The following is a 15,762-nucleotide window of genomic DNA, read 5'->3' as shown; positions in this document are numbered from 1 at the left end:
GCAGCTTCGGCGCCGGCTCCTTTGTCAGGGCGCTAGAACAAAAACGCCGCCGTCGCCGGGTCCGGTCCGGTGCGGCCGTCGGGCGAATCCAGGCCACGGATGGTCTGCATGTCGCCCGCGTCGAGCTCGAAGCCGAAGACATCGAAATTGCCGGCGATGCGCTCCTGGTGGATCGATTTCGGGATGACGATCAGCCCTTCCTGCAAATGCCAGCGGATGATCACCTGCGCCACCGACTTGCCGTGCTTCTTCGCCAGCGTCTCCAGCGTCGGATCGGAAAGCAGCCGGCCGCTGCCCAGCGGGCTCCAGCTCTCGATATGGATGCTGTGCTTCTTGTGGAACTCGCGCTTGTCGCGCTGCTGAAAGCGCGGGTGCAGTTCGATCTGATTGACGACGGGTGTGACACCCGTCTCGCCGATGATGCGCTCCAGATGGTCCTGGTTGAAGTTGGAGACGCCGACCGACTTGATGCGCCCGGCCTGCTTTAGCTCGACCAGCGTCTTCCAGGCCTCGACATATTTGTTTTGGCTGGGCACTGGCCAGTGGATGAGGAAAAGATCGATCTGGTCGATGCCGAGTTTTTGCATCGTTTCGTCGAAGGCGCGCAATGCCGCGTCGCGCTGATGCGCGCCGTTGCGCAGCTTGGAGGTGATGAAGAGCTCGCTCCTCGGCACACCCGCCGCGCGGATTGCCTCGCCGACGCCCTCCTCGTTGCGGTATCCCTCGGCGGTGTCGATGAGGCGATAGCCGGCCTCGATCCCCCAGCGCACGACTTTTGCGGTGATGTCCGGATCGACCTGCCAAACGCCTAGACCGATCTGCGGGATGGTCGAGCCGTCGTTGAGTTTGAGCTGTTCGGGCATGGGAGGTTCCTTTTGGGAGGGAGGATGGTGCCGACTATGTAGGCCGGGGGGTGGGGAATGCCAGTCGTGGAAATGTTGGCGGGACAGCCCCCTCTGGCCTGCCGGCCATCTCCCCCGCAAGGAGGGTGATTGGCAGCTTCAACACCTCAACCTCTCGCCCCGAACCGCAACCCATCCATCAGCAGCTTCACCAGCCGTCCTGAGCGCTCGCGCCAGTCGGGCGTGTTCGGTGCCGAGTAGATGCCCCCCAGCGCATGCATCACGTCGGAGGCGTCGACGTCGGCGCGGATTTTTCCCGCGGCGGCGGCGGCCTGGACGAGGCTTCGCATGGCGCCGGAGACGCGCCCCGATGTGTCGGAGAACAGCGTCGAATTGGTGGTGAGCAACAAGCGCAGGCTGGTGGCCAGCCCGCGCTTGGTGGCGATGTAGTCGACGAAGCGCTGCATCCAGAGCTCCAGCGCCACATCGGCCGGGTGCTCGTTGGCGAGTTCCTCGGCCGCATGGCAGAGCCCTTCCACCTCGCGGCGGTAGACCACCTCGACCAGATGCTCGCGCGTCGGGAAATGGCGGTAGAGCGTGCCGATGCCGACCCCTGCCCGCCTGGCGATCTCCTCGAGCGAGGCATCGACGCCGTCGCTCGCGAACATTTGCGCCGCCACCTCGACCAGCCTGTCGCGGTTGCGCCGCGCATCGGCGCGCAACGGCTTTTGCGCGGGCGCGTCACGCGGCGCTTCGGCGGCCATTTCCTGCTCGGGCACTTTTTTCTCCACCAACGCAATATGGGGGGTTGAACCAAGGCTGGCCAGACCCCAGTTAGATAAACGGAGGCACCTCCGTTTTAGTGGAGTGCTTTTATCATATAACCAGGGGAAGCGGTATGTCACGTAGAGAAGGACGAAAAGCTCTCCCTGGCCGCTGGAGTGGGGCGCCGGAACTGCTGATCTCCCCCCTTGTGGGGGAGATGGCCGGCAGGCCAGAGGGGGGCGCTGTCCCGCCAGCATCTCAGTCGATGACCGGCGCTCCCTCCCGGCAGATTTCTCTCCGCGAGCATAAATCGCAAACGCCTTGTTCCTTCGCGCCCCCCTCTGCCCTACCGGGCATCTCCCCCACAAGGGGGAGATTAGCAGCTTCCACGCCTTGCCCCTACCCTGCCAAGCCCCATTTCCATCCGCCTAGCGTCCAGCAATCGGAGCCCGACGCCATGACCAGCCAAATTCAGACCATCATTGATCCTCCCGAAGACGGCCATTTCAGGAATGGCCTCGCCACCAACGGCTCAACCCCCAGCCCCACAACGCTCTCCCTCCACCTCACCATCAACGGCCGCGACCATGCGCTCGATGTCGAGCCGCGCGTGACGCTGCTCGACGCTTTGCGCGAGCGGCTGCACCTCACCGGCACCAAGAAAGGCTGCGACCAGGGCCAGTGCGGTGCCTGCACAGTGCATGTCGACGGCGAGCGCGTGCTGGCCTGCCTGACGCTGGCCGCGCAGGTCGAGGGCCGCTCGATCACGACCATCGAGGGGCTCGCCGACGAGGACGGCACGCTCAACGCCGTGCAGGCGGCTTTCCTCGATCAGGACGCCTTCCAGTGCGGTTATTGCACGCCAGGGCAGATCATGTCGGCGGTGGCCTGCATCCGCGAGGGGCATGCCGGCTCCGACGAGGAAATCCGCGAATACATGGCCGGCAATCTCTGCCGCTGCGGCGCGTATCCGAACATCGTCGCCGCCGTCCGCCAGGCCGCACAGGAGCTGCGCCCATGAGAGATTTTTCCTACCTTCGCGCCGATAGCGTCGAGGCAGCACGCAACGCCGCCGCCCTTCCCGGCGCCATGCTGCTCGCCGGCGGCACGACGCTCATCGATCTCGCAAAATGCGGCGTCGCGGAACCCGCCACCGTCATTGACATCAGCCATATCGAAGGGCTCAACGCCATCGATGTCACCGCCGACCGCGCTTTGATCGGCGCGCTGGCGAAGATGAGCCATGTCGCCGACCATACCGAAGTGAAGAGCTTTTTTCCGGCGGTATCGGAAGCACTTTGGCAGGCCGCTTCGGCGCAACTGCGCAACATGGCGACCATCGGCGGCAACCTGATGCAGCGCACGCGCTGCCCCTATTTCCGCGACCCCGCCAATTTTCCGGCCTGCAACAAACGCGCGCCGGGCAGCGGCTGCTCGGCGATCGGCGGCGTGACGCGCGGCCATGCGGTGCTCGGCGTGAGTGAGGCGTGTATCGCCACCTATCCGGGGGATCTCGCCGTGGCGCTCGTCGCCTTCGACGCCGAGGTCGATCTCGGCGAGCGCAAGCTCAAGGTCGAGGACTTCTTCCTGGCCCCTGGAGCTACCGCCGAGCAGGAGCACGACATCCGCCCAGGCGAGGTGATTACGTCAATCGAGATTCCCGGTTCGGCGGCGGCCCGGCGCTCAACCTACATCAAGGTACGCGATCGCCAGTCCTATGAATTCGCGGCCGCAAGCGCTGCGGTCGGGCTGGAGCTCGAAGGCGACGGCCGCACCATCCGCGACATCCGCGTCGCACTCGGCGGCGTCGCCACCAAGCCGTGGCGAGCGCGCGCCGTCGAGGACGCGCTGAAGGGCAAAGCGCTCGACGAAGCGACGATCCGCGAGGCGAGCGAGCTCGCCATGGAGGGCGCCGTCGACCATGGCGCCAACCACTACAAGATCGCCTTGGCGCCGCGCGTGATCGCGCGCGCCATCCTCAAATTGGGAGAGACGGCATGACCGTTCATGACATGAAACACGCAGCGTCGGACAGCGCCCGCCTCGAAGCGGTCGGCGGACGCCTGTCGCGCGTCGACGGCCCGGCCAAGATCACCGGCGCGGCGCATTACGCCTTCGAGCAGCGGCTCGACGGGCTGACGCATGCGGTGCTGGTCGGCGCGACCATCGCCGCGGGCAAGGTGACGGCAATCGACGCGCGCGCGGCCGAAACCGCGCCCGGCGTGCTAGCCGTGCTGACGCCCGACACGATCATAGAACTGAAGGGCGCGTCCGACTGGCTGGGCAACCCGCCGTCGCAGCCGACCTATAACCCTCTTGCCCGCGAGATCACCTTCTCCGGCCAGCATGTCGCGGCGGTGGTGGCCGAGACCTTCGAGCAGGCGGTGGCGGCGGCAGCGCTCGTCAAGGTCTGGTATGACGAGATGCCGGCCATCGTCGACCTCAGCGACGGCAAGGCCGGCGACGGCATCCCGATCGATGCCATGACCAAGGAATGGGGCGACGCTCAAGCCGCCTTCGCCGCGGCGCCGGTGCGCATCTGTGTGGCCTACAACACGCCGCGCGAGTTCCAGGCGGCGATGGAGCCGCACGGGCTGATCGCCCGCTGGGAAGGCGACGAGCTGACCGTCTGGGAGCCAAGCCAATGGCTGGACGGCATGGCGCGCACCTATGCCGAATGGTTCGACATTCCGTTCGAGAATGTGCGGCTGGTCTCGCCCTATATCGGCGGCGGCTTCGGCTCCAAGGCGCTGGCGCTGGCGCACAGCGCTGTGGCGGCGGCCGCGGCCAGGATGCTGGGACGGCCGGTGAAGCTGGTGCTCAACCGGCCGCAGAATTTTACGTCTTACGGCGGCCGCGCCGCAACGCGTCAGACCGTTGCGATCGGCGCCGACAGGGATGGCAAGATCCAGTCGATCGTCCATCGCGGCGTCAACGAGACGGCCGTCGACGGCATGTGGGTCGAGCCGCTCGGCTCCGTCACCTCGATCATGTACGCCACGCCCAATTTCTCCTCGAAGCAGAATGTGGTGCGGGTCAACACGGTGGTGCCGGGGGCAAAACGCGCGCCGGGCGAGAACCCGAGCGCCTTCGGCATCGAATGCGCCATTGACGAGCTCGCTTATGAGCTTGGGCTGGATCCGCTGGAGATACGGCTGATCAACTATGCCGAACAGGATCCGTATGCGAAGAAAGCGTGGTCGACGCGCCAGTTGCGCGAAGCCTTTGCCGCCGGTGCGGAAGCCTTCGGCTGGGCCAGACGTTCGCCCCAGCCGCGATCGATGCGCGAAGGCCGCCAGCTCATCGGCTGGGGCGTGGCGGCCGGCACCTATCCGGTGCGGCGCGCCCATGGCGAGGCGGTGGTGAAGATCATGGCCAACGGCTCGGTCGAGGTCGAAAGCTCCTCCATCGACATGGGCCAGGGCACCTACACGATCCTGGCGCAGACCGCCGCCGAGAAGCTCGGCGTGCCGGTGGAGAATGTCTCGGTGAAGCTTGGCGACTCGCATTTCGCCCGCGCCGGCGTCACCGGCGGCTCGCGGCTGGCCGGCGTCATGACCGGGGCCGTCTACACGGCGGCGGGCCAAGCCCTGGACGAGCTGATCGGGTTGGCGCTCTCCGATCCGCGCTCGCCCTTCCATGGGACGCAGGCGAACACGCTGCAAGTGCGGAACGGCCGCATCGCATCGCCACGCGGCGAAGGACCAGAGCTGTCGATCGCCGAGCTCATGAGCGCCCTCGGCCGCGACCGGATCGAGGCCAAGGGCGACACACTGCCGGCCAGCACGACGCCGGAGGAGCGCTACGCAAATTACACGACGATCGCCAAGTCGATCCCACACACCGAGGGCGACTATTCGCGCCATTCCTGGTGCGCGCATTTCGTCGAGGTCAGGGTCGACGAGGATTTCGGCACTGTGCGGGTGTCGCGCGTGGTGTCGGCGCTTGATTCCGGCAGACTCTACAACCCCAAGCTGGCGGAGAGCCAGTGGAAGGGCGGCATCATCATGGGCATCGGCCAGGCGCTGCTCGAAGAAGGCATCGTCGACCGCCGCCGCGGCCGCATCGTCAACGGCAATTTCGCCGACTACATGCTGCCGACCAATGCCGACATCCCGGATATCCAGGCGATCTCGGTCGGCATCCCCGACCCGCACTCCTCCGCCCTCGGCGGCAAAGGCGTCGGCGAGCTCGGCATCGTCGGAGTGGCGCCGGCGATCGCCAACGCGGTGTTCCACGCGACGGGGAAGCGGGTAAGGGATTTGCCGATCACGCTGGAGAAGTTGATCTGAGGGTGGCGCCGCCGAAGCGCGTGATCTTCCTTCCCGTGGAAAGATCGGCAGTTCCTGGGACGGAGCCCGGAACCCGTCCTGCATCGCCTGCGTTTGCCGTCGAGCACTCCAAGAATGGAGATCAACGATGGCAAGCGCAGCCGACCGCGATCCGCGGCACCATACGCAGAAAATGCAGAAAGCATTCCAGGAGATTCAAAACCACCTCCGGGAAGACATCACAAAGGTCGATGAACCCCAGCTGAAGGCAATGTTCGAAACGTCGGCGGAAGTCCTGGGCGGGCTGATCAAGGCATTCAGGGACTATGAGCAGAAAAATGAGGCAGCCTGGCGGTAGGCCGGCCAGAGCAATTCCAGGAAAGCTGCGAGCGGCTTTCCGTAAAACAAAAAGGTAGTGCGTTTTGCCGTTTCCATGAAACGGTGAAACGCTAGACTGCTCACACGGTCACGAAAAAAGGCAAGACGATGTCCACGACTGTAAATGTCCGATACATGGTCAACGACGTCGACGAGGCCCTGGCCTGGTACACGAAACACCTGGGGTTCACGCAGCTTTCCAACCATGCGCCGGCCTTCGCGGATGTCACGAGGGGAGCGCTTCGGCTGCTCCTCAGCGGTCCGACCAGCTCAGCGGGCAGGCCGATGCCCGATGGCGAGCGGCCTGGCCCAGGGGGTTGGAACCGCATCCACCTGATCGTCGAGGATCTCGCGGCGGAGGTTGCCCGGCTGCGTGACGCGGGCCTCAGCTTCCGCAATGAAATCGTGAAGGGGCCGGGCGGTTCCCAGATCCTGCTTGTCGATCCGTCCGGCAATCTGGTGGAGCTGTTTCAGCCCGCCCAGTGAGGATGCCTATCGCTGCAAGACAGCGGAGCAGCGTCTCTCGATCCACGCGACGTGGCAGGCCTGATCGTGCCAAGACAAGTTCATTGCTGTTCTGGACAAGAATTCTTGAAATATCACCGAACCGGCCGGCGGGTCGAATCGGCGCGCCCCCCCGATCGCAGCGATCGGAATGGAGCCAACGGTAAAGCAGCCGATCTCAAGGAGAGATCAGCCGCTCATTTTCTTCGCAATCTACAGCGCAAGCTCTCCCTACCAATCCAAACCGAACACCAGCTTGCCGAAATGCAGGCCGCCGGCGGCCATGTGGGTGTAGGCTTCGGTCGCCTCGTTTTGTGAAAACATCTTGTCGACGACCGGCTCGATCCGGGCGGCGCCGATGGCGCGGGCGGCGTCGCGCAGGTCTGAAACCGATCCGGTGTTGTTGCCCACAACCTTCAGCGCCTTGATGATGATCGGCAGCAGGTTGACAGTCGTCTCGGCGCCGGTAACGAAGCCGATGGTGAACAGCGTGCCGCCGGGCGCGGTGGCGTTGACGGCGCGCGCGAAGGTGGCGGCGCCGCCTGTCTCGACGACGAGGTCAGCACCGAGGCCATCGGTCAATTCCAGCACCTTGCCGTCCCAGTCCGGCGTCGAGCGGTAGTTGATCAGGTGATCAGCGCCGAGCGCCTTGGCACGCTCCAGCTTCTCGTCCGAAGACGAGGTGATGATCACGGTGGCGCCGGCCGCCTTGGCGAGTTGCAGCGTGAAGATCGAGACGCCGCCGGTGCCGAGGAGCACGACGACGGAGCCCGGTCCGACATCGGCGGCGCGGATCGCGTTCCAGGCGGTGGTGCCGGCAATGGGTAGCGTCGAGGCCGCCTCGAAGGAGAGATGCGCCGGCACCGGCACGATGGAATTGGCCGGCAGGGCGACATATTCGGCGAGCGATCCGGGCAGCGAGATGCCGCGCATCTGCCTCATCTCGTAGGGCCGCGGCCGGCCGCCGATCCAGCGCGGCTTGGCATGCGCGACGACGCGGTCGCCAACGGCAAACGTGGTCACGCCCTCGCCGAGCGCGACGATCTCGCCGGCGCCGTCGGCGACAGGTATGAGCGGGAAAACCGGTCCCGGATAGTTGCCGCTCGCTACGGCGACGTCGACGAAATTGAGGCTCGCCGCGCGCTGGCGGATCAGCACCTCGCCGCGCTGCGGTTCCGGCGTGGCGACCTTGGCGGCGCGGAAGGCGTCGAGCCTGGGCTGGCTGAGTTCGATGGCTTTCATGAGTTCTCTCCACGGGGGGTCGATTGATGGGTTGAGTGAACCTATCCGCTGCGTTATGCCTCGATAATTGTCAGCTTTCGCATTTGAATATTGCAAATGATGCAGCAATCAGTTGAACCCTCCGCCTTGGCCGAAATGGCCGCCTTCGCGGCCGTCGCCGAGGCGCGCTCCTTCACCCGGGCAGCGGCGCGCGTCGGGCGCGACGCGACCATCCTGTCGCGACGGCTGCAATCGCTGGAAGAGCGGCTGGGGGTGCGGCTGCTGCACCGCACAACGCGCAACGTGTCCCTGACAGAGGCGGGCGCGGAATTCCTTGTGCGCGTGCGCGCCATCCTGGCTTCTGTCGACGAGGCCGAAGCCGCCGCCTCCGCCCATGCCGGCGGTCGGCCGCGCGGGCTGCTCAGGCTGGCGCTGCCCGGCACGTTCGGGCGCATGTGGATAGCTCCGTTCCTGCCGCAGTTTCTTGCCACATTCCCGGAAGTGCGCATCGAGGCCGAATTCTCCAACCGTTTCGCCGATCTCGTCGCCGAGAATTTCGACGTCGCCGTGCGGCTGGGCAGCCTCGAGGATTCGCGTTTGGTGGCGCGCAAGGTGGCGACGCGGCGCCGGCTTCTCTGCGCCGCCCCTTCCTACCTCGCCCGAAGGGGCCGGCCGGAAACGCCGCAGGCGCTGCTCGAGCATTCCTGCCTCGGCTTCACCGGCTTCCAGACCTTTCCGGCCTGGGAGATGACCGACCGCGAGGGACGGCGCGTGCGCGTCGAGGTTTCGGGACCGCTGGTCAGCGACGACGCCGAGGTGCTGGTCGAGGCCGCCGTGCAGGGCCTCGGCCTGATGATGAGCACGGACTGGCTGGTCGGCCGCGAGCTCGCCGACGGCCGGCTCGTGCCGATCCTGGAGGACTGGACCCTGGCCGACGAGGGCGCGGTTTATATCGTCATGCCCTCGGCCAAGGGTCAGGCCGCCAAGATCCGCGCGTTCGCCGACTGGATCAGCAAGCGCTTCGCGCCGGAGCCGCCGTGGCGGCTGTGACTTGCCGATCGAGCTGCTTGAGGTGAGCCTCACGCGCTCGCACGCCTTTGCCAATTTCGTTATGATCGAGCTACCACTGCGGGGGAGCGATCATGAAAGGCGTATCTGCAACATTCATCCTGGCACTGCTCACCACCCTCCCCGCCCATGCCGCCTCCTGCCAATGGTCCGCCAAGATGGAGGAGGACGAGGGCGGCAGCGTGATGACGGCTTCGGTCTGCGGCGGGCCGAAGGGCGATGCGCATCTGATGCTGGCCTGCTTCGACAAGCCGATGCTGAGCTACGACCTCGGCCCAGCGGGCGGGCAGCTCGAACCCGGCATCAGCGATTCCTTTACCTTCAAGGCCGGCGACAAGAGCCTGACGAAAAAGCTCGAGCTCGAGGCGATGTACAACTACTTCACCACCGAGTTCTCCGGTCCATCCGACCCGCTGCTGGCGTTGTTGCGTGGGAAGGGCGACGTGACGGTGTCGGCCGCGAAATATGGCGAGGCGAGCTTTCCGCTGAAAGGCTCCGGCGCTGCGATCGGCAAAGTGCTGGCCGAGTGCGGCAAAGATTCGGGTAGCGGGGCGGATTGAGACGGAGCGCCGGCTCACCCCTTGCAAGGAGATCACGCGCGCCCATTGGCGAACTCCGCCGTCGCGTACCATATGATTCCCTGCCGGCGATGATTGTCCTCGCGACAAGCGTGATCGATCCCAAATATGCCGGCCAGGCGGTCCAGCCCGGACCGCCGGCGCTCCTCGCGAGGCCCGCTGCGGCATCGCGCGACCCACCAGAGGCCGCGACAAGGAGCTATTCCGATGAATCCGATCACCCTTTTCCTCACCGCCGTCTTCGCCCTCGTCGGCGCCGGCATCGGCGCGCTGGCCGGACCATGGGCTGGCGCTCCCTTCTTTGTCATCGCGGCGCTGATCGCCGCCTCGCTGAAGATGGCCAACACCTGGCAACGCTTCGTGGTCTTACGCGCAGGCAACCTGCTTGGCGTGCGCGGCCCCGGCCTGTTCATGATCGTCCCGGTCCTCGACAATGTCGTGGCCGTCATCGACCAGCGCATCCAGACCACGGCCTTCAACGCCGAGGAGGCGCTGACCAGGGATACGGTGCCCGTCAATGTCGATGCGGTCATCTTCTGGCATGTGCATGACGCGCGCCAGGCGGCGCTGGAAATCACCAACTACCGCGAGGCGATCGACCGCGTGGCGCAGACCTCGCTGCGCGAGATGATCGGCTCCTCGATGCTGTCCTCGCTGCTGTCCGACCGCAGGGCGGCGGATGAGCATCTGCGCGACGTCATCGGCGCCAAGACGGCGCAATGGGGCATCACGGTGATGTCGGTCGAGATCCGCGATGTCGCCATCCCCGTCGCGCTGCAGGACGCCATGTCGCGCCAGGCGCAGGCCGAGCGCGAGAAGGAAGCGCGTGTCATCCTCGGTTCGGCGGAAGCGGAAATCGCAGCCAAATTTGTCGAGGCGGCCACCACCTATGCCGACCATCCGGCCGCACTTCAGCTGCGCGCGATGAACATCATTTACGAGACGACCAAGGAAAGGGGCGCCACCATCCTGATCCCGACAGGACTGGTGGACAGCCTCAATCCGGCAGCGGCGCTGGTCCAGGCGGGCGTGCTCAAAAACGCGGCGTAAAGAGAGACTACCGGTGTCTCCCCTTCAGCATGAAAAATCCGGTCCAGCCTGAGCGTCATTGCCCACCTGCAGGACCGGATTTTCTACGCTAGACGATATCTCAATAGTCGGAGCCGCCCTCGACGACGACCGGACGATGATGATGCCGGTGAATGGAACTGGTGACGACGACCGTGTCGTCACGGCGGTGATGGCGGTGACGCCAGGCGCGCTCGCCATTGTCGTAGAAGGCGACGGTGCCGTGATGGCGATGATGCAGGCGGTGGCCCTCGTCATTGATGACGACTGCCGGCCGGTGGTGATAGTAATGCCTGTGATGTGTCCTGACGACGACATCGGCCTCGGCCGCCGAAGCGACGGCGGGTGCGGCGACGCAGAGCGCCAGGGCAGCAAGAAGCACTGTTTTCATTGCTCTAATCCTAATTCCTGAAATCATCCCTTCGCCGGGGTAAACCGCTAGTTGCCGCTTTGGTTCCGGGCTGACATGCGCCCGATGCAGCACGAATGCGGGCCGAGCCAGAGCGGCTGGCAACCGGGCTCAGCCGCCCCGCTGGCGCCGAAGCGCGACATACCTCAGGTAGGTTATTGCCGCGGCGTCGCAGGCGCGGCGCCCGCCGCCGTTTGCCTCGATCATCGTCTTGGCCAGCCGCGGCGGCAGGCCGTATTTGCTGGCGAAGAAGGCCGGCTCGTATGGCTGGTCTTCGGCATCATCTGTCGGTCTATCGAGGTTCATGAGCGCTCCCTGTCGACGGCGCGCGAAAATTGGCGCGCTTGCCAATGCGAAGCCCTGGCTTTGGTTGCCGCGCTCGGTCCTCTTCGCACGCCGGCCCGACCTCAGTCCGGTGGGTTTTCAGACCGTCGCCCGATCGGTGGAACGAAGGGGGTTCGGCGCTCGTTTGCCGGCATCGAATCCGCAGCATCACGGCTGCCAACTGGAGCAAAGGACATGAATGACGACCGCAACAGCGTTCTGGAGGCGCGCTGGCTTCTCGCCGTGCCGGTATCGATGCTGCTCACGGTGCTGATAGCCGGGCTATTGCTTGGGTAGGCGGGGATGAACCGTCTTCTTTTTCGCGCCGCCGATTTCCTGTCACGCCCGCCCGGCTTCTACACCATGGTCGTCGCGATGGTGGCCTGCACGCTCCTGGTGCCGTTCGGCCTGACCAATGTCGTGACTTATGCCTTGTCGGTGGCGGCCATCATCATCACCGGCGTTGTCCTCATCCAAGGCTACCGGGACACCGCGGCCATCCACGCCAAGCTCGACGAGATCGTCATCGCGCTTCGCCAAACGCGCAACGACGTGATCGGGCTTGAGCATGCGGAGCCGCATGAGATCAAGTCCAAACTGACGGAGCTGGAAATGGAGGCCGAGCGCCTTGCGGCAGGCAACAGCCTGGGCGACGCGATAAGTGAAGCCGGAGCCGCGGTGGGTGGGGGTTCGTTGGGGTAGCCGAGGCTCCGGCTGAAGGCGGAATGGGCACCGCCGCAAGGCAAAGATAGACCTCACCAGCGACGGCGAAATTACGCGATCGCGGAAGCATTAAATTTCGAAAGCCATCCCGATGCATCGCAATCACCCGGATCGATGGAACAAACGCCCGGCGTCGCCGTTTGCGGGGATGGTTATGTTCGCACCCCTCGACATGCACGGCGAGAAGCGCGCCGATCTGCACCGGGCCGCAAGGCTGTCGCTGCTTCATGACCGCGTGGTGAAGCGCCTCGACAAGGTCGACCATTCCGCCGATCTCGTCGAGATGGCCGCAGCCGCTTTCGTCGAAGCCACACATCGGCCGGCCATCTTCGTTGCGTCATTCCGGCCAGGCGGGAAACCTGAAACGGCGGCTGGTTGGACGCTCGGGCTGTAAGCTGCAAATGGCGGGTGAACTGCTCAATGAGGCCGCGCGTTGCGTTCCCTGACCAGATCGCGTGTCCTCAACTCTGCATAGACCGCCTCGCGATCCCCGCGGTATCGTCCGAGCAATCTCATTGCCTCGTCGCGTTCCAGACGCCCGAGCTTCATCATGAAGCGAAGTTCACGTTCCGGAATGAGAGGCATTTCCCGCCGCCGCCACCATGTTTCATGCATCGCTTCGACCTCCCGCTACGCCAACTCGACAGTCCGGCGGAACCGCTACCGTCCGCCTGTGAAGACGATATAGACCATCCATGCATTGGCCTGAGTGACACTGCCCACACTTCTCAGCTTCGGCACTTGCATTTGTTAGGAAGTCTCCTTTTCTCCAACAGCCCCCGTCGGTATCCTGTGCCAGCGGCGCACCGCCGGGTGCCAGAGATCAGGCGCTGCGGCGCGCGCTCCAATTCCCCAGCAATGCAATCGCTATTGCAGCCGCCACCAGCCCCGCCGCGATAGCAAAGGTCATTTCCGCCCCGTGCGCGGCGGCTCCCGGCGGCGCGCTTGCGACATCCTTCGCTCCCACGGCGAAAGCGAACACCGCCCCCATCACCGCCGTGCCGCTGACGAGACCGAGATTGCGCGAGAGGCTCAGCATGCCCGACACCAGGCCGCGCTCGTTCTGGTCGACATCGGCCATGACGGCCGTGTTGTTGGCCGCCTGGAAGAGCTGGTAGCCGGGCGTGAGCAGGATGATCGCCGCCACGTAGCCCGCAACGCCGAAGAGACCTGGCAACGCGGCGAGCGCGGCGCAGCCGGCGGCCATCAGCGCCAGCCCCGCAACCACCATCGCGGCCGCGCCAAAGCGGTCGACGACGCGCCCGGCAATGACGCCGCAGAAAGCCGAGATGACTGGGCCGATCGACAGCACGGCGCCGGTCGCCGCTTCGCCGAGGCCCAGCGCCCGCGACAGGAAGAACGGGCCGACGACCAACGTCGCCATCATCACCGTCGAGACCAGCGCGTTCATGGCGAGGCTGGGCGCCAGCACCGGGTCGCGCAACAGCGCGGGCTTGATCAGGGGCGACGCCACTTTGGCCTCGACACTAACGAACAGCCCCGCACCGACCAAGGCTATGCCGAGCAGCGCCACGTTCAGGCCGCCGAAATGACCGCGCCCCATGGTCATGGACAGCGCGTAAGCGGCAAGCGTGGCGGCGAGCAGCAGTGTGCCAAGCGTATCGAAGCGGTTGCTTGCGGTTGCCGCCCGACGGACGATCCGCGCAGGGTCGCCGGCGGGCATCGCCGCTGGAAGGAAGCGCCAAGCGGCAAGCAGCGCGACGGTGCCGAGTCCGGCGTTGACGAGGAAGATCGAGCGCCAGCCGAGAGCAGCGATCAGCACGCCGCCGAGCGAGGGCCCGAGCGCCGTGCCGATCGCCGACATGGTGCCGAGCAGTCCCATGGCGCTGCCGGTGCGCTGCTTCGGCACCGTCTCGCCGACGAAGGCGATCGTCAGCGCCATCATCACCGCCGCGCCCAGGCCTTGCGCGGCGCGGGCGGCGATCAGCACAGCCAGCGACGGGGCGAGCGCCGCGGCAAAGGAGGCGGCGCTGAACAGCGCAAGGCCGACAATCAGCAGCGGCCGGCGGCCGACGAGATCGCCGACGCGACCGACGCTGACGATCAGCGCGGTGATGGTGAGCAGATAAGCGAGCACCACCCATTGCACCGCCGCAAAGGACGCGGCGAAGGCCATGCTCAGTGTCGGCAGCGCGACATTGGCGATGCTGGTGGCGAGCGAGGAGACGAGCATGGCAAGCGACAGGCTGGCCAGCGCCCACGCTGTCGAATGGCTTCTGGGCGCACCGCGTGTTTCAGCAATGTCGGCCATGATCTCTTCTCCGTCGATTTGAACTTGCCGGGAAGATAAGCGTGGGAGTGACATGGCGGAACGCGCAGCATTTGCACTTGAGCAGTGCATCGGACGCCATATCTCCTTGACGGATCCGTGCTATGGTCGCGCCATGTCGCGGCCCGATCTCAACCTGCTCGTCACTCTGGATGTGCTGCTTGCCGAAGGCAGCGTTGCCCGAGCCGCGCGGCGCCTGAAGCTCAGCCCCTCGGCGATGAGCCGAGCCCTGGCGAGGCTGCGTGCCGCGACCGGCGACCCGCTTCTGGTGCGCGCCGGGCGCGGCCTGGTGCCGACGCCGCGCGCGGTCGAGCTCGGCACGCAAGTCGGCCGGCTGGTGAAGGAGGCGGAAACGATGCTGCGACCCGCCGAGCGGCTCGACCTTACGCGGCTCACCCGCAGTTTCACGCTCCGCAACAGCGACGGTTTCGTGGAGAATTTCGGTCCGGCGCTGCTGGCCCGGGTGGCTGAGGAAGCGCCGAGCGTGCAACTGCGTTTCGTGCCCAAGCCCGACAAGGACAGCGGCCCGATGCGCGAGGGCGCGGTCGATCTGGAGACGGGCGTGGTCGGCGGCTCGACTGGGCCGGAGGTGCGCACGCAGGCGCTGTTCCGCGACCGCTTCGTCGGCGTCGTGCGCGCCGGGCATCAGTTATGCGAGGGCCGCGTTACCGCCGCCCGCTTCGCCGCCGGTCGGCATATATTGATATCGCGTCGCGGCTTGGGCCGCGGCCCGGTAGACGACGCGCTGGACCTGACTGGTCTGACGCGGACAGTCGTCACCGTCGTCGGCGGCTTTGCCGAAGCGTTGGCCCTGGCGCGCGGATCCGACCTCATCGCCACAGTGCCGGAGCGCTATACCGGAACATTGCGTGAGGGCCTGTTCACCTTCGCGCTGCCGGTGAAACTCGCCGCGCTGACAATCTCGCTTCTGTGGCATCCAAGGCTCGACGCCGATCCGGCGCATCGCTGGCTGCGGGGGCTGGTCAAAGAGGTGTGTCGCCTTTCCCCTCCCCAATCTCAGGGGGGCGAGAAGCCCATGCCCTGATACGCCGCCGCGACACCATTGATCCAACCACGCGTTGCAGGCGATCTCGATATAACATTAGCAGATACTAATGTATTTTGGCCTACGCGGTAAAACCGTGTCTCACGCGGAACCCGCGGCATGGTCAGCGCGTTGCCGGGCGCCTGTGAAACAGCCGGAGGCTCTCTTTGGGCGAATTCAGGAAGTTCGCCTGCCCCCGGTGCCTGGGCGCCGGCAAGGTGTTCGAATGCGAGAGGCAGGCAGCCTCGAACGGCACATGCTGCCCCTCCGGCGCAT

At 65.7% G+C, this 15,762-nt stretch carries 17 protein-coding genes; 11 read left to right on the top strand and 6 right to left on the bottom strand.

What is annotated here, in order from left to right:
* Nucleotides 1–32: 32 nt before the first annotated feature.
* Together MJ8_RS13010 and MJ8_RS13005 are read right to left on the bottom strand one after the other, a co-directional pair.
* A complete protein-coding gene (locus tag MJ8_RS13010) occupies nt 33–863 on the bottom strand; it encodes an aldo/keto reductase (RefSeq protein ID WP_201414739.1) in 831 nt (276 codons plus the stop codon).
* A gap of 146 nt (nt 864–1,009) precedes the next feature.
* Entirely contained in the window at nt 1,010–1,606 is a 597-nt protein-coding gene (locus MJ8_RS13005; protein ID WP_201415412.1) for a TetR/AcrR family transcriptional regulator, read from the bottom strand.
* Between the two features lie 458 nt (nt 1,607–2,064).
* Here MJ8_RS13005 and MJ8_RS13000 point away from each other — a divergent pair, with 458 nt between their 5' ends.
* From MJ8_RS13000 to MJ8_RS12980, 5 genes are all read left to right on the top strand, one after another.
* The gene (locus MJ8_RS13000) at nt 2,065–2,628 is read left to right on the top strand and encodes a (2Fe-2S)-binding protein (protein WP_201414738.1); all 564 of its coding nucleotides are present in this window, start codon (nt 2,065–2,067) and stop codon (nt 2,626–2,628) included.
* Nucleotides 2,625–3,608, top strand: a complete 984-nt coding sequence (locus tag MJ8_RS12995) for an FAD binding domain-containing protein (RefSeq protein WP_201414737.1) — start codon at nt 2,625–2,627, stop codon at nt 3,606–3,608. The genes MJ8_RS13000 and MJ8_RS12995 overlap by 4 nt, the downstream gene beginning before the upstream one ends.
* Nucleotides 3,605–5,899, top strand: a complete 2,295-nt coding sequence (locus MJ8_RS12990) for a xanthine dehydrogenase family protein molybdopterin-binding subunit (protein WP_201414736.1) — start codon at nt 3,605–3,607, stop codon at nt 5,897–5,899. The genes MJ8_RS12995 and MJ8_RS12990 overlap by 4 nt, the downstream gene beginning before the upstream one ends.
* A 127-nt stretch (nt 5,900–6,026) precedes the next feature.
* The gene (locus MJ8_RS12985) at nt 6,027–6,236 is read left to right on the top strand and encodes a hypothetical protein (RefSeq protein WP_201414735.1); all 210 of its coding nucleotides are present in this window, start codon (nt 6,027–6,029) and stop codon (nt 6,234–6,236) included.
* A 128-nt stretch (nt 6,237–6,364) separates the two neighbouring features.
* A complete protein-coding gene (locus MJ8_RS12980; protein ID WP_201414734.1) occupies nt 6,365–6,742 on the top strand; it encodes a VOC family protein in 378 nt (125 codons plus the stop codon).
* Between the two features lie 249 nt (nt 6,743–6,991).
* Here the strand turns inward: MJ8_RS12980 and MJ8_RS12975 are convergent, their stop codons facing one another.
* Nucleotides 6,992–8,002, bottom strand: a complete 1,011-nt coding sequence (locus tag MJ8_RS12975) for a zinc-dependent alcohol dehydrogenase family protein (protein ID WP_201414733.1) — start codon at nt 8,000–8,002, stop codon at nt 6,992–6,994.
* Between the two features lie 99 nt (nt 8,003–8,101).
* On the opposite strand from MJ8_RS12975, the gene MJ8_RS12970 reads away from it, so the two are divergent.
* The 3 genes from MJ8_RS12970 to MJ8_RS12960 all read left to right on the top strand — a co-directional run bounded on the left by MJ8_RS12970 (nt 8,102) and on the right by MJ8_RS12960 (nt 10,677).
* Nucleotides 8,102–9,031, top strand: coding sequence for a LysR family transcriptional regulator (locus MJ8_RS12970; protein WP_201415411.1), 930 nt, complete (start codon nt 8,102–8,104; stop codon nt 9,029–9,031).
* A 92-nt stretch (nt 9,032–9,123) separates the two neighbouring features.
* Nucleotides 9,124–9,609 (top strand): hypothetical protein, encoded by a 486-nt coding sequence (locus MJ8_RS12965; protein ID WP_225248240.1) that lies wholly within the window; start codon nt 9,124–9,126, stop codon nt 9,607–9,609.
* A 225-nt stretch (nt 9,610–9,834) separates the two neighbouring features.
* Nucleotides 9,835–10,677: a slipin family protein gene (locus MJ8_RS12960; protein ID WP_201414732.1), complete on the top strand. Its 843-nt coding sequence runs from the start codon at nt 9,835–9,837 to the stop codon at nt 10,675–10,677.
* A 100-nt stretch (nt 10,678–10,777) separates the two neighbouring features.
* On the opposite strand, the gene MJ8_RS12955 is transcribed toward MJ8_RS12960, so the two are convergent.
* Together MJ8_RS12955 and MJ8_RS12950 are read right to left on the bottom strand one after the other, a co-directional pair.
* Nucleotides 10,778–11,086, bottom strand: a complete 309-nt coding sequence (locus tag MJ8_RS12955) for a hypothetical protein (RefSeq protein ID WP_201414731.1) — start codon at nt 11,084–11,086, stop codon at nt 10,778–10,780.
* A gap of 129 nt (nt 11,087–11,215) precedes the next feature.
* Nucleotides 11,216–11,410 carry a hypothetical protein gene (locus tag MJ8_RS12950; protein ID WP_201414730.1) on the bottom strand — a complete coding sequence of 65 codons (195 nt, stop codon included), beginning with the start codon at nt 11,408–11,410 and terminating at the stop codon, nt 11,216–11,218.
* A gap of 321 nt (nt 11,411–11,731) precedes the next feature.
* Between MJ8_RS12950 and MJ8_RS12945 the strand changes: the two genes are divergently transcribed.
* Both MJ8_RS12945 and MJ8_RS12940 read left to right on the top strand, forming a co-directional pair.
* The gene (locus MJ8_RS12945) at nt 11,732–12,130 is read left to right on the top strand and encodes a low affinity iron permease family protein (RefSeq protein WP_201414729.1); all 399 of its coding nucleotides are present in this window, start codon (nt 11,732–11,734) and stop codon (nt 12,128–12,130) included.
* A 175-nt stretch (nt 12,131–12,305) separates the two neighbouring features.
* Nucleotides 12,306–12,545, top strand: coding sequence for a hypothetical protein (locus tag MJ8_RS12940; protein ID WP_201414728.1), 240 nt, complete (start codon nt 12,306–12,308; stop codon nt 12,543–12,545).
* A 429-nt stretch (nt 12,546–12,974) separates the two neighbouring features.
* On the opposite strand, the gene MJ8_RS12935 is transcribed toward MJ8_RS12940, so the two are convergent.
* Nucleotides 12,975–14,423 (bottom strand): MFS transporter, encoded by a 1,449-nt coding sequence (locus MJ8_RS12935; RefSeq protein ID WP_201414727.1) that lies wholly within the window; start codon nt 14,421–14,423, stop codon nt 12,975–12,977.
* 133 nt (nt 14,424–14,556) lie between these two features.
* On the opposite strand from MJ8_RS12935, the gene MJ8_RS12930 reads away from it, so the two are divergent.
* A complete protein-coding gene (locus tag MJ8_RS12930) occupies nt 14,557–15,486 on the top strand; it encodes a LysR family transcriptional regulator (protein ID WP_201414726.1) in 930 nt (309 codons plus the stop codon).
* Nucleotides 15,487–15,762: the final 276 nt, after the last annotated feature.

The sequence above is a fragment of the Mesorhizobium sp. J8 genome, from assembly GCF_016591715.1.
GTDB lineage: Bacteria > Pseudomonadota > Alphaproteobacteria > Rhizobiales > Rhizobiaceae > Mesorhizobium.
This window is presented reverse-complemented; position numbering and strand designations above follow the sequence as displayed.

Excerpts from the sequence above, each read along its gene's own strand:
- MJ8_RS13010 (WP_201414739.1), bottom strand. The coding sequence starts at position 863 with ATGCCCGAACAGCTCAAACTCAACGACGGCTCGACCATCCCGCAGATC.
- MJ8_RS13005 (WP_201415412.1), bottom strand. The coding sequence starts at position 1,606 with ATGGCCGCCGAAGCGCCGCGTGACGCGCCCGCGCAAAAGCCGTTGCGC.
- MJ8_RS13000 (WP_201414738.1), top strand. The coding sequence starts at position 2,065 with ATGACCAGCCAAATTCAGACCATCATTGATCCTCCCGAAGACGGCCAT.
- MJ8_RS12995 (WP_201414737.1), top strand. The coding sequence starts at position 2,625 with ATGAGAGATTTTTCCTACCTTCGCGCCGATAGCGTCGAGGCAGCACGC.
- MJ8_RS12990 (WP_201414736.1), top strand. The coding sequence starts at position 3,605 with ATGACCGTTCATGACATGAAACACGCAGCGTCGGACAGCGCCCGCCTC.
- MJ8_RS12985 (WP_201414735.1), top strand. The coding sequence starts at position 6,027 with ATGGCAAGCGCAGCCGACCGCGATCCGCGGCACCATACGCAGAAAATG.
- MJ8_RS12980 (WP_201414734.1), top strand. The coding sequence starts at position 6,365 with ATGTCCACGACTGTAAATGTCCGATACATGGTCAACGACGTCGACGAG.
- MJ8_RS12975 (WP_201414733.1), bottom strand. The coding sequence starts at position 8,002 with ATGAAAGCCATCGAACTCAGCCAGCCCAGGCTCGACGCCTTCCGCGCC.
- MJ8_RS12970 (WP_201415411.1), top strand. The coding sequence starts at position 8,102 with ATGCAGCAATCAGTTGAACCCTCCGCCTTGGCCGAAATGGCCGCCTTC.
- MJ8_RS12965 (WP_225248240.1), top strand. The coding sequence starts at position 9,124 with ATGAAAGGCGTATCTGCAACATTCATCCTGGCACTGCTCACCACCCTC.
- MJ8_RS12960 (WP_201414732.1), top strand. The coding sequence starts at position 9,835 with ATGAATCCGATCACCCTTTTCCTCACCGCCGTCTTCGCCCTCGTCGGC.
- MJ8_RS12955 (WP_201414731.1), bottom strand. The coding sequence starts at position 11,086 with ATGAAAACAGTGCTTCTTGCTGCCCTGGCGCTCTGCGTCGCCGCACCC.
- MJ8_RS12950 (WP_201414730.1), bottom strand. The coding sequence starts at position 11,410 with ATGAACCTCGATAGACCGACAGATGATGCCGAAGACCAGCCATACGAG.
- MJ8_RS12945 (WP_201414729.1), top strand. The coding sequence starts at position 11,732 with ATGAACCGTCTTCTTTTTCGCGCCGCCGATTTCCTGTCACGCCCGCCC.
- MJ8_RS12940 (WP_201414728.1), top strand. The coding sequence starts at position 12,306 with ATGTTCGCACCCCTCGACATGCACGGCGAGAAGCGCGCCGATCTGCAC.
- MJ8_RS12935 (WP_201414727.1), bottom strand. The coding sequence starts at position 14,423 with ATGGCCGACATTGCTGAAACACGCGGTGCGCCCAGAAGCCATTCGACA.
- MJ8_RS12930 (WP_201414726.1), top strand. The coding sequence starts at position 14,557 with ATGTCGCGGCCCGATCTCAACCTGCTCGTCACTCTGGATGTGCTGCTT.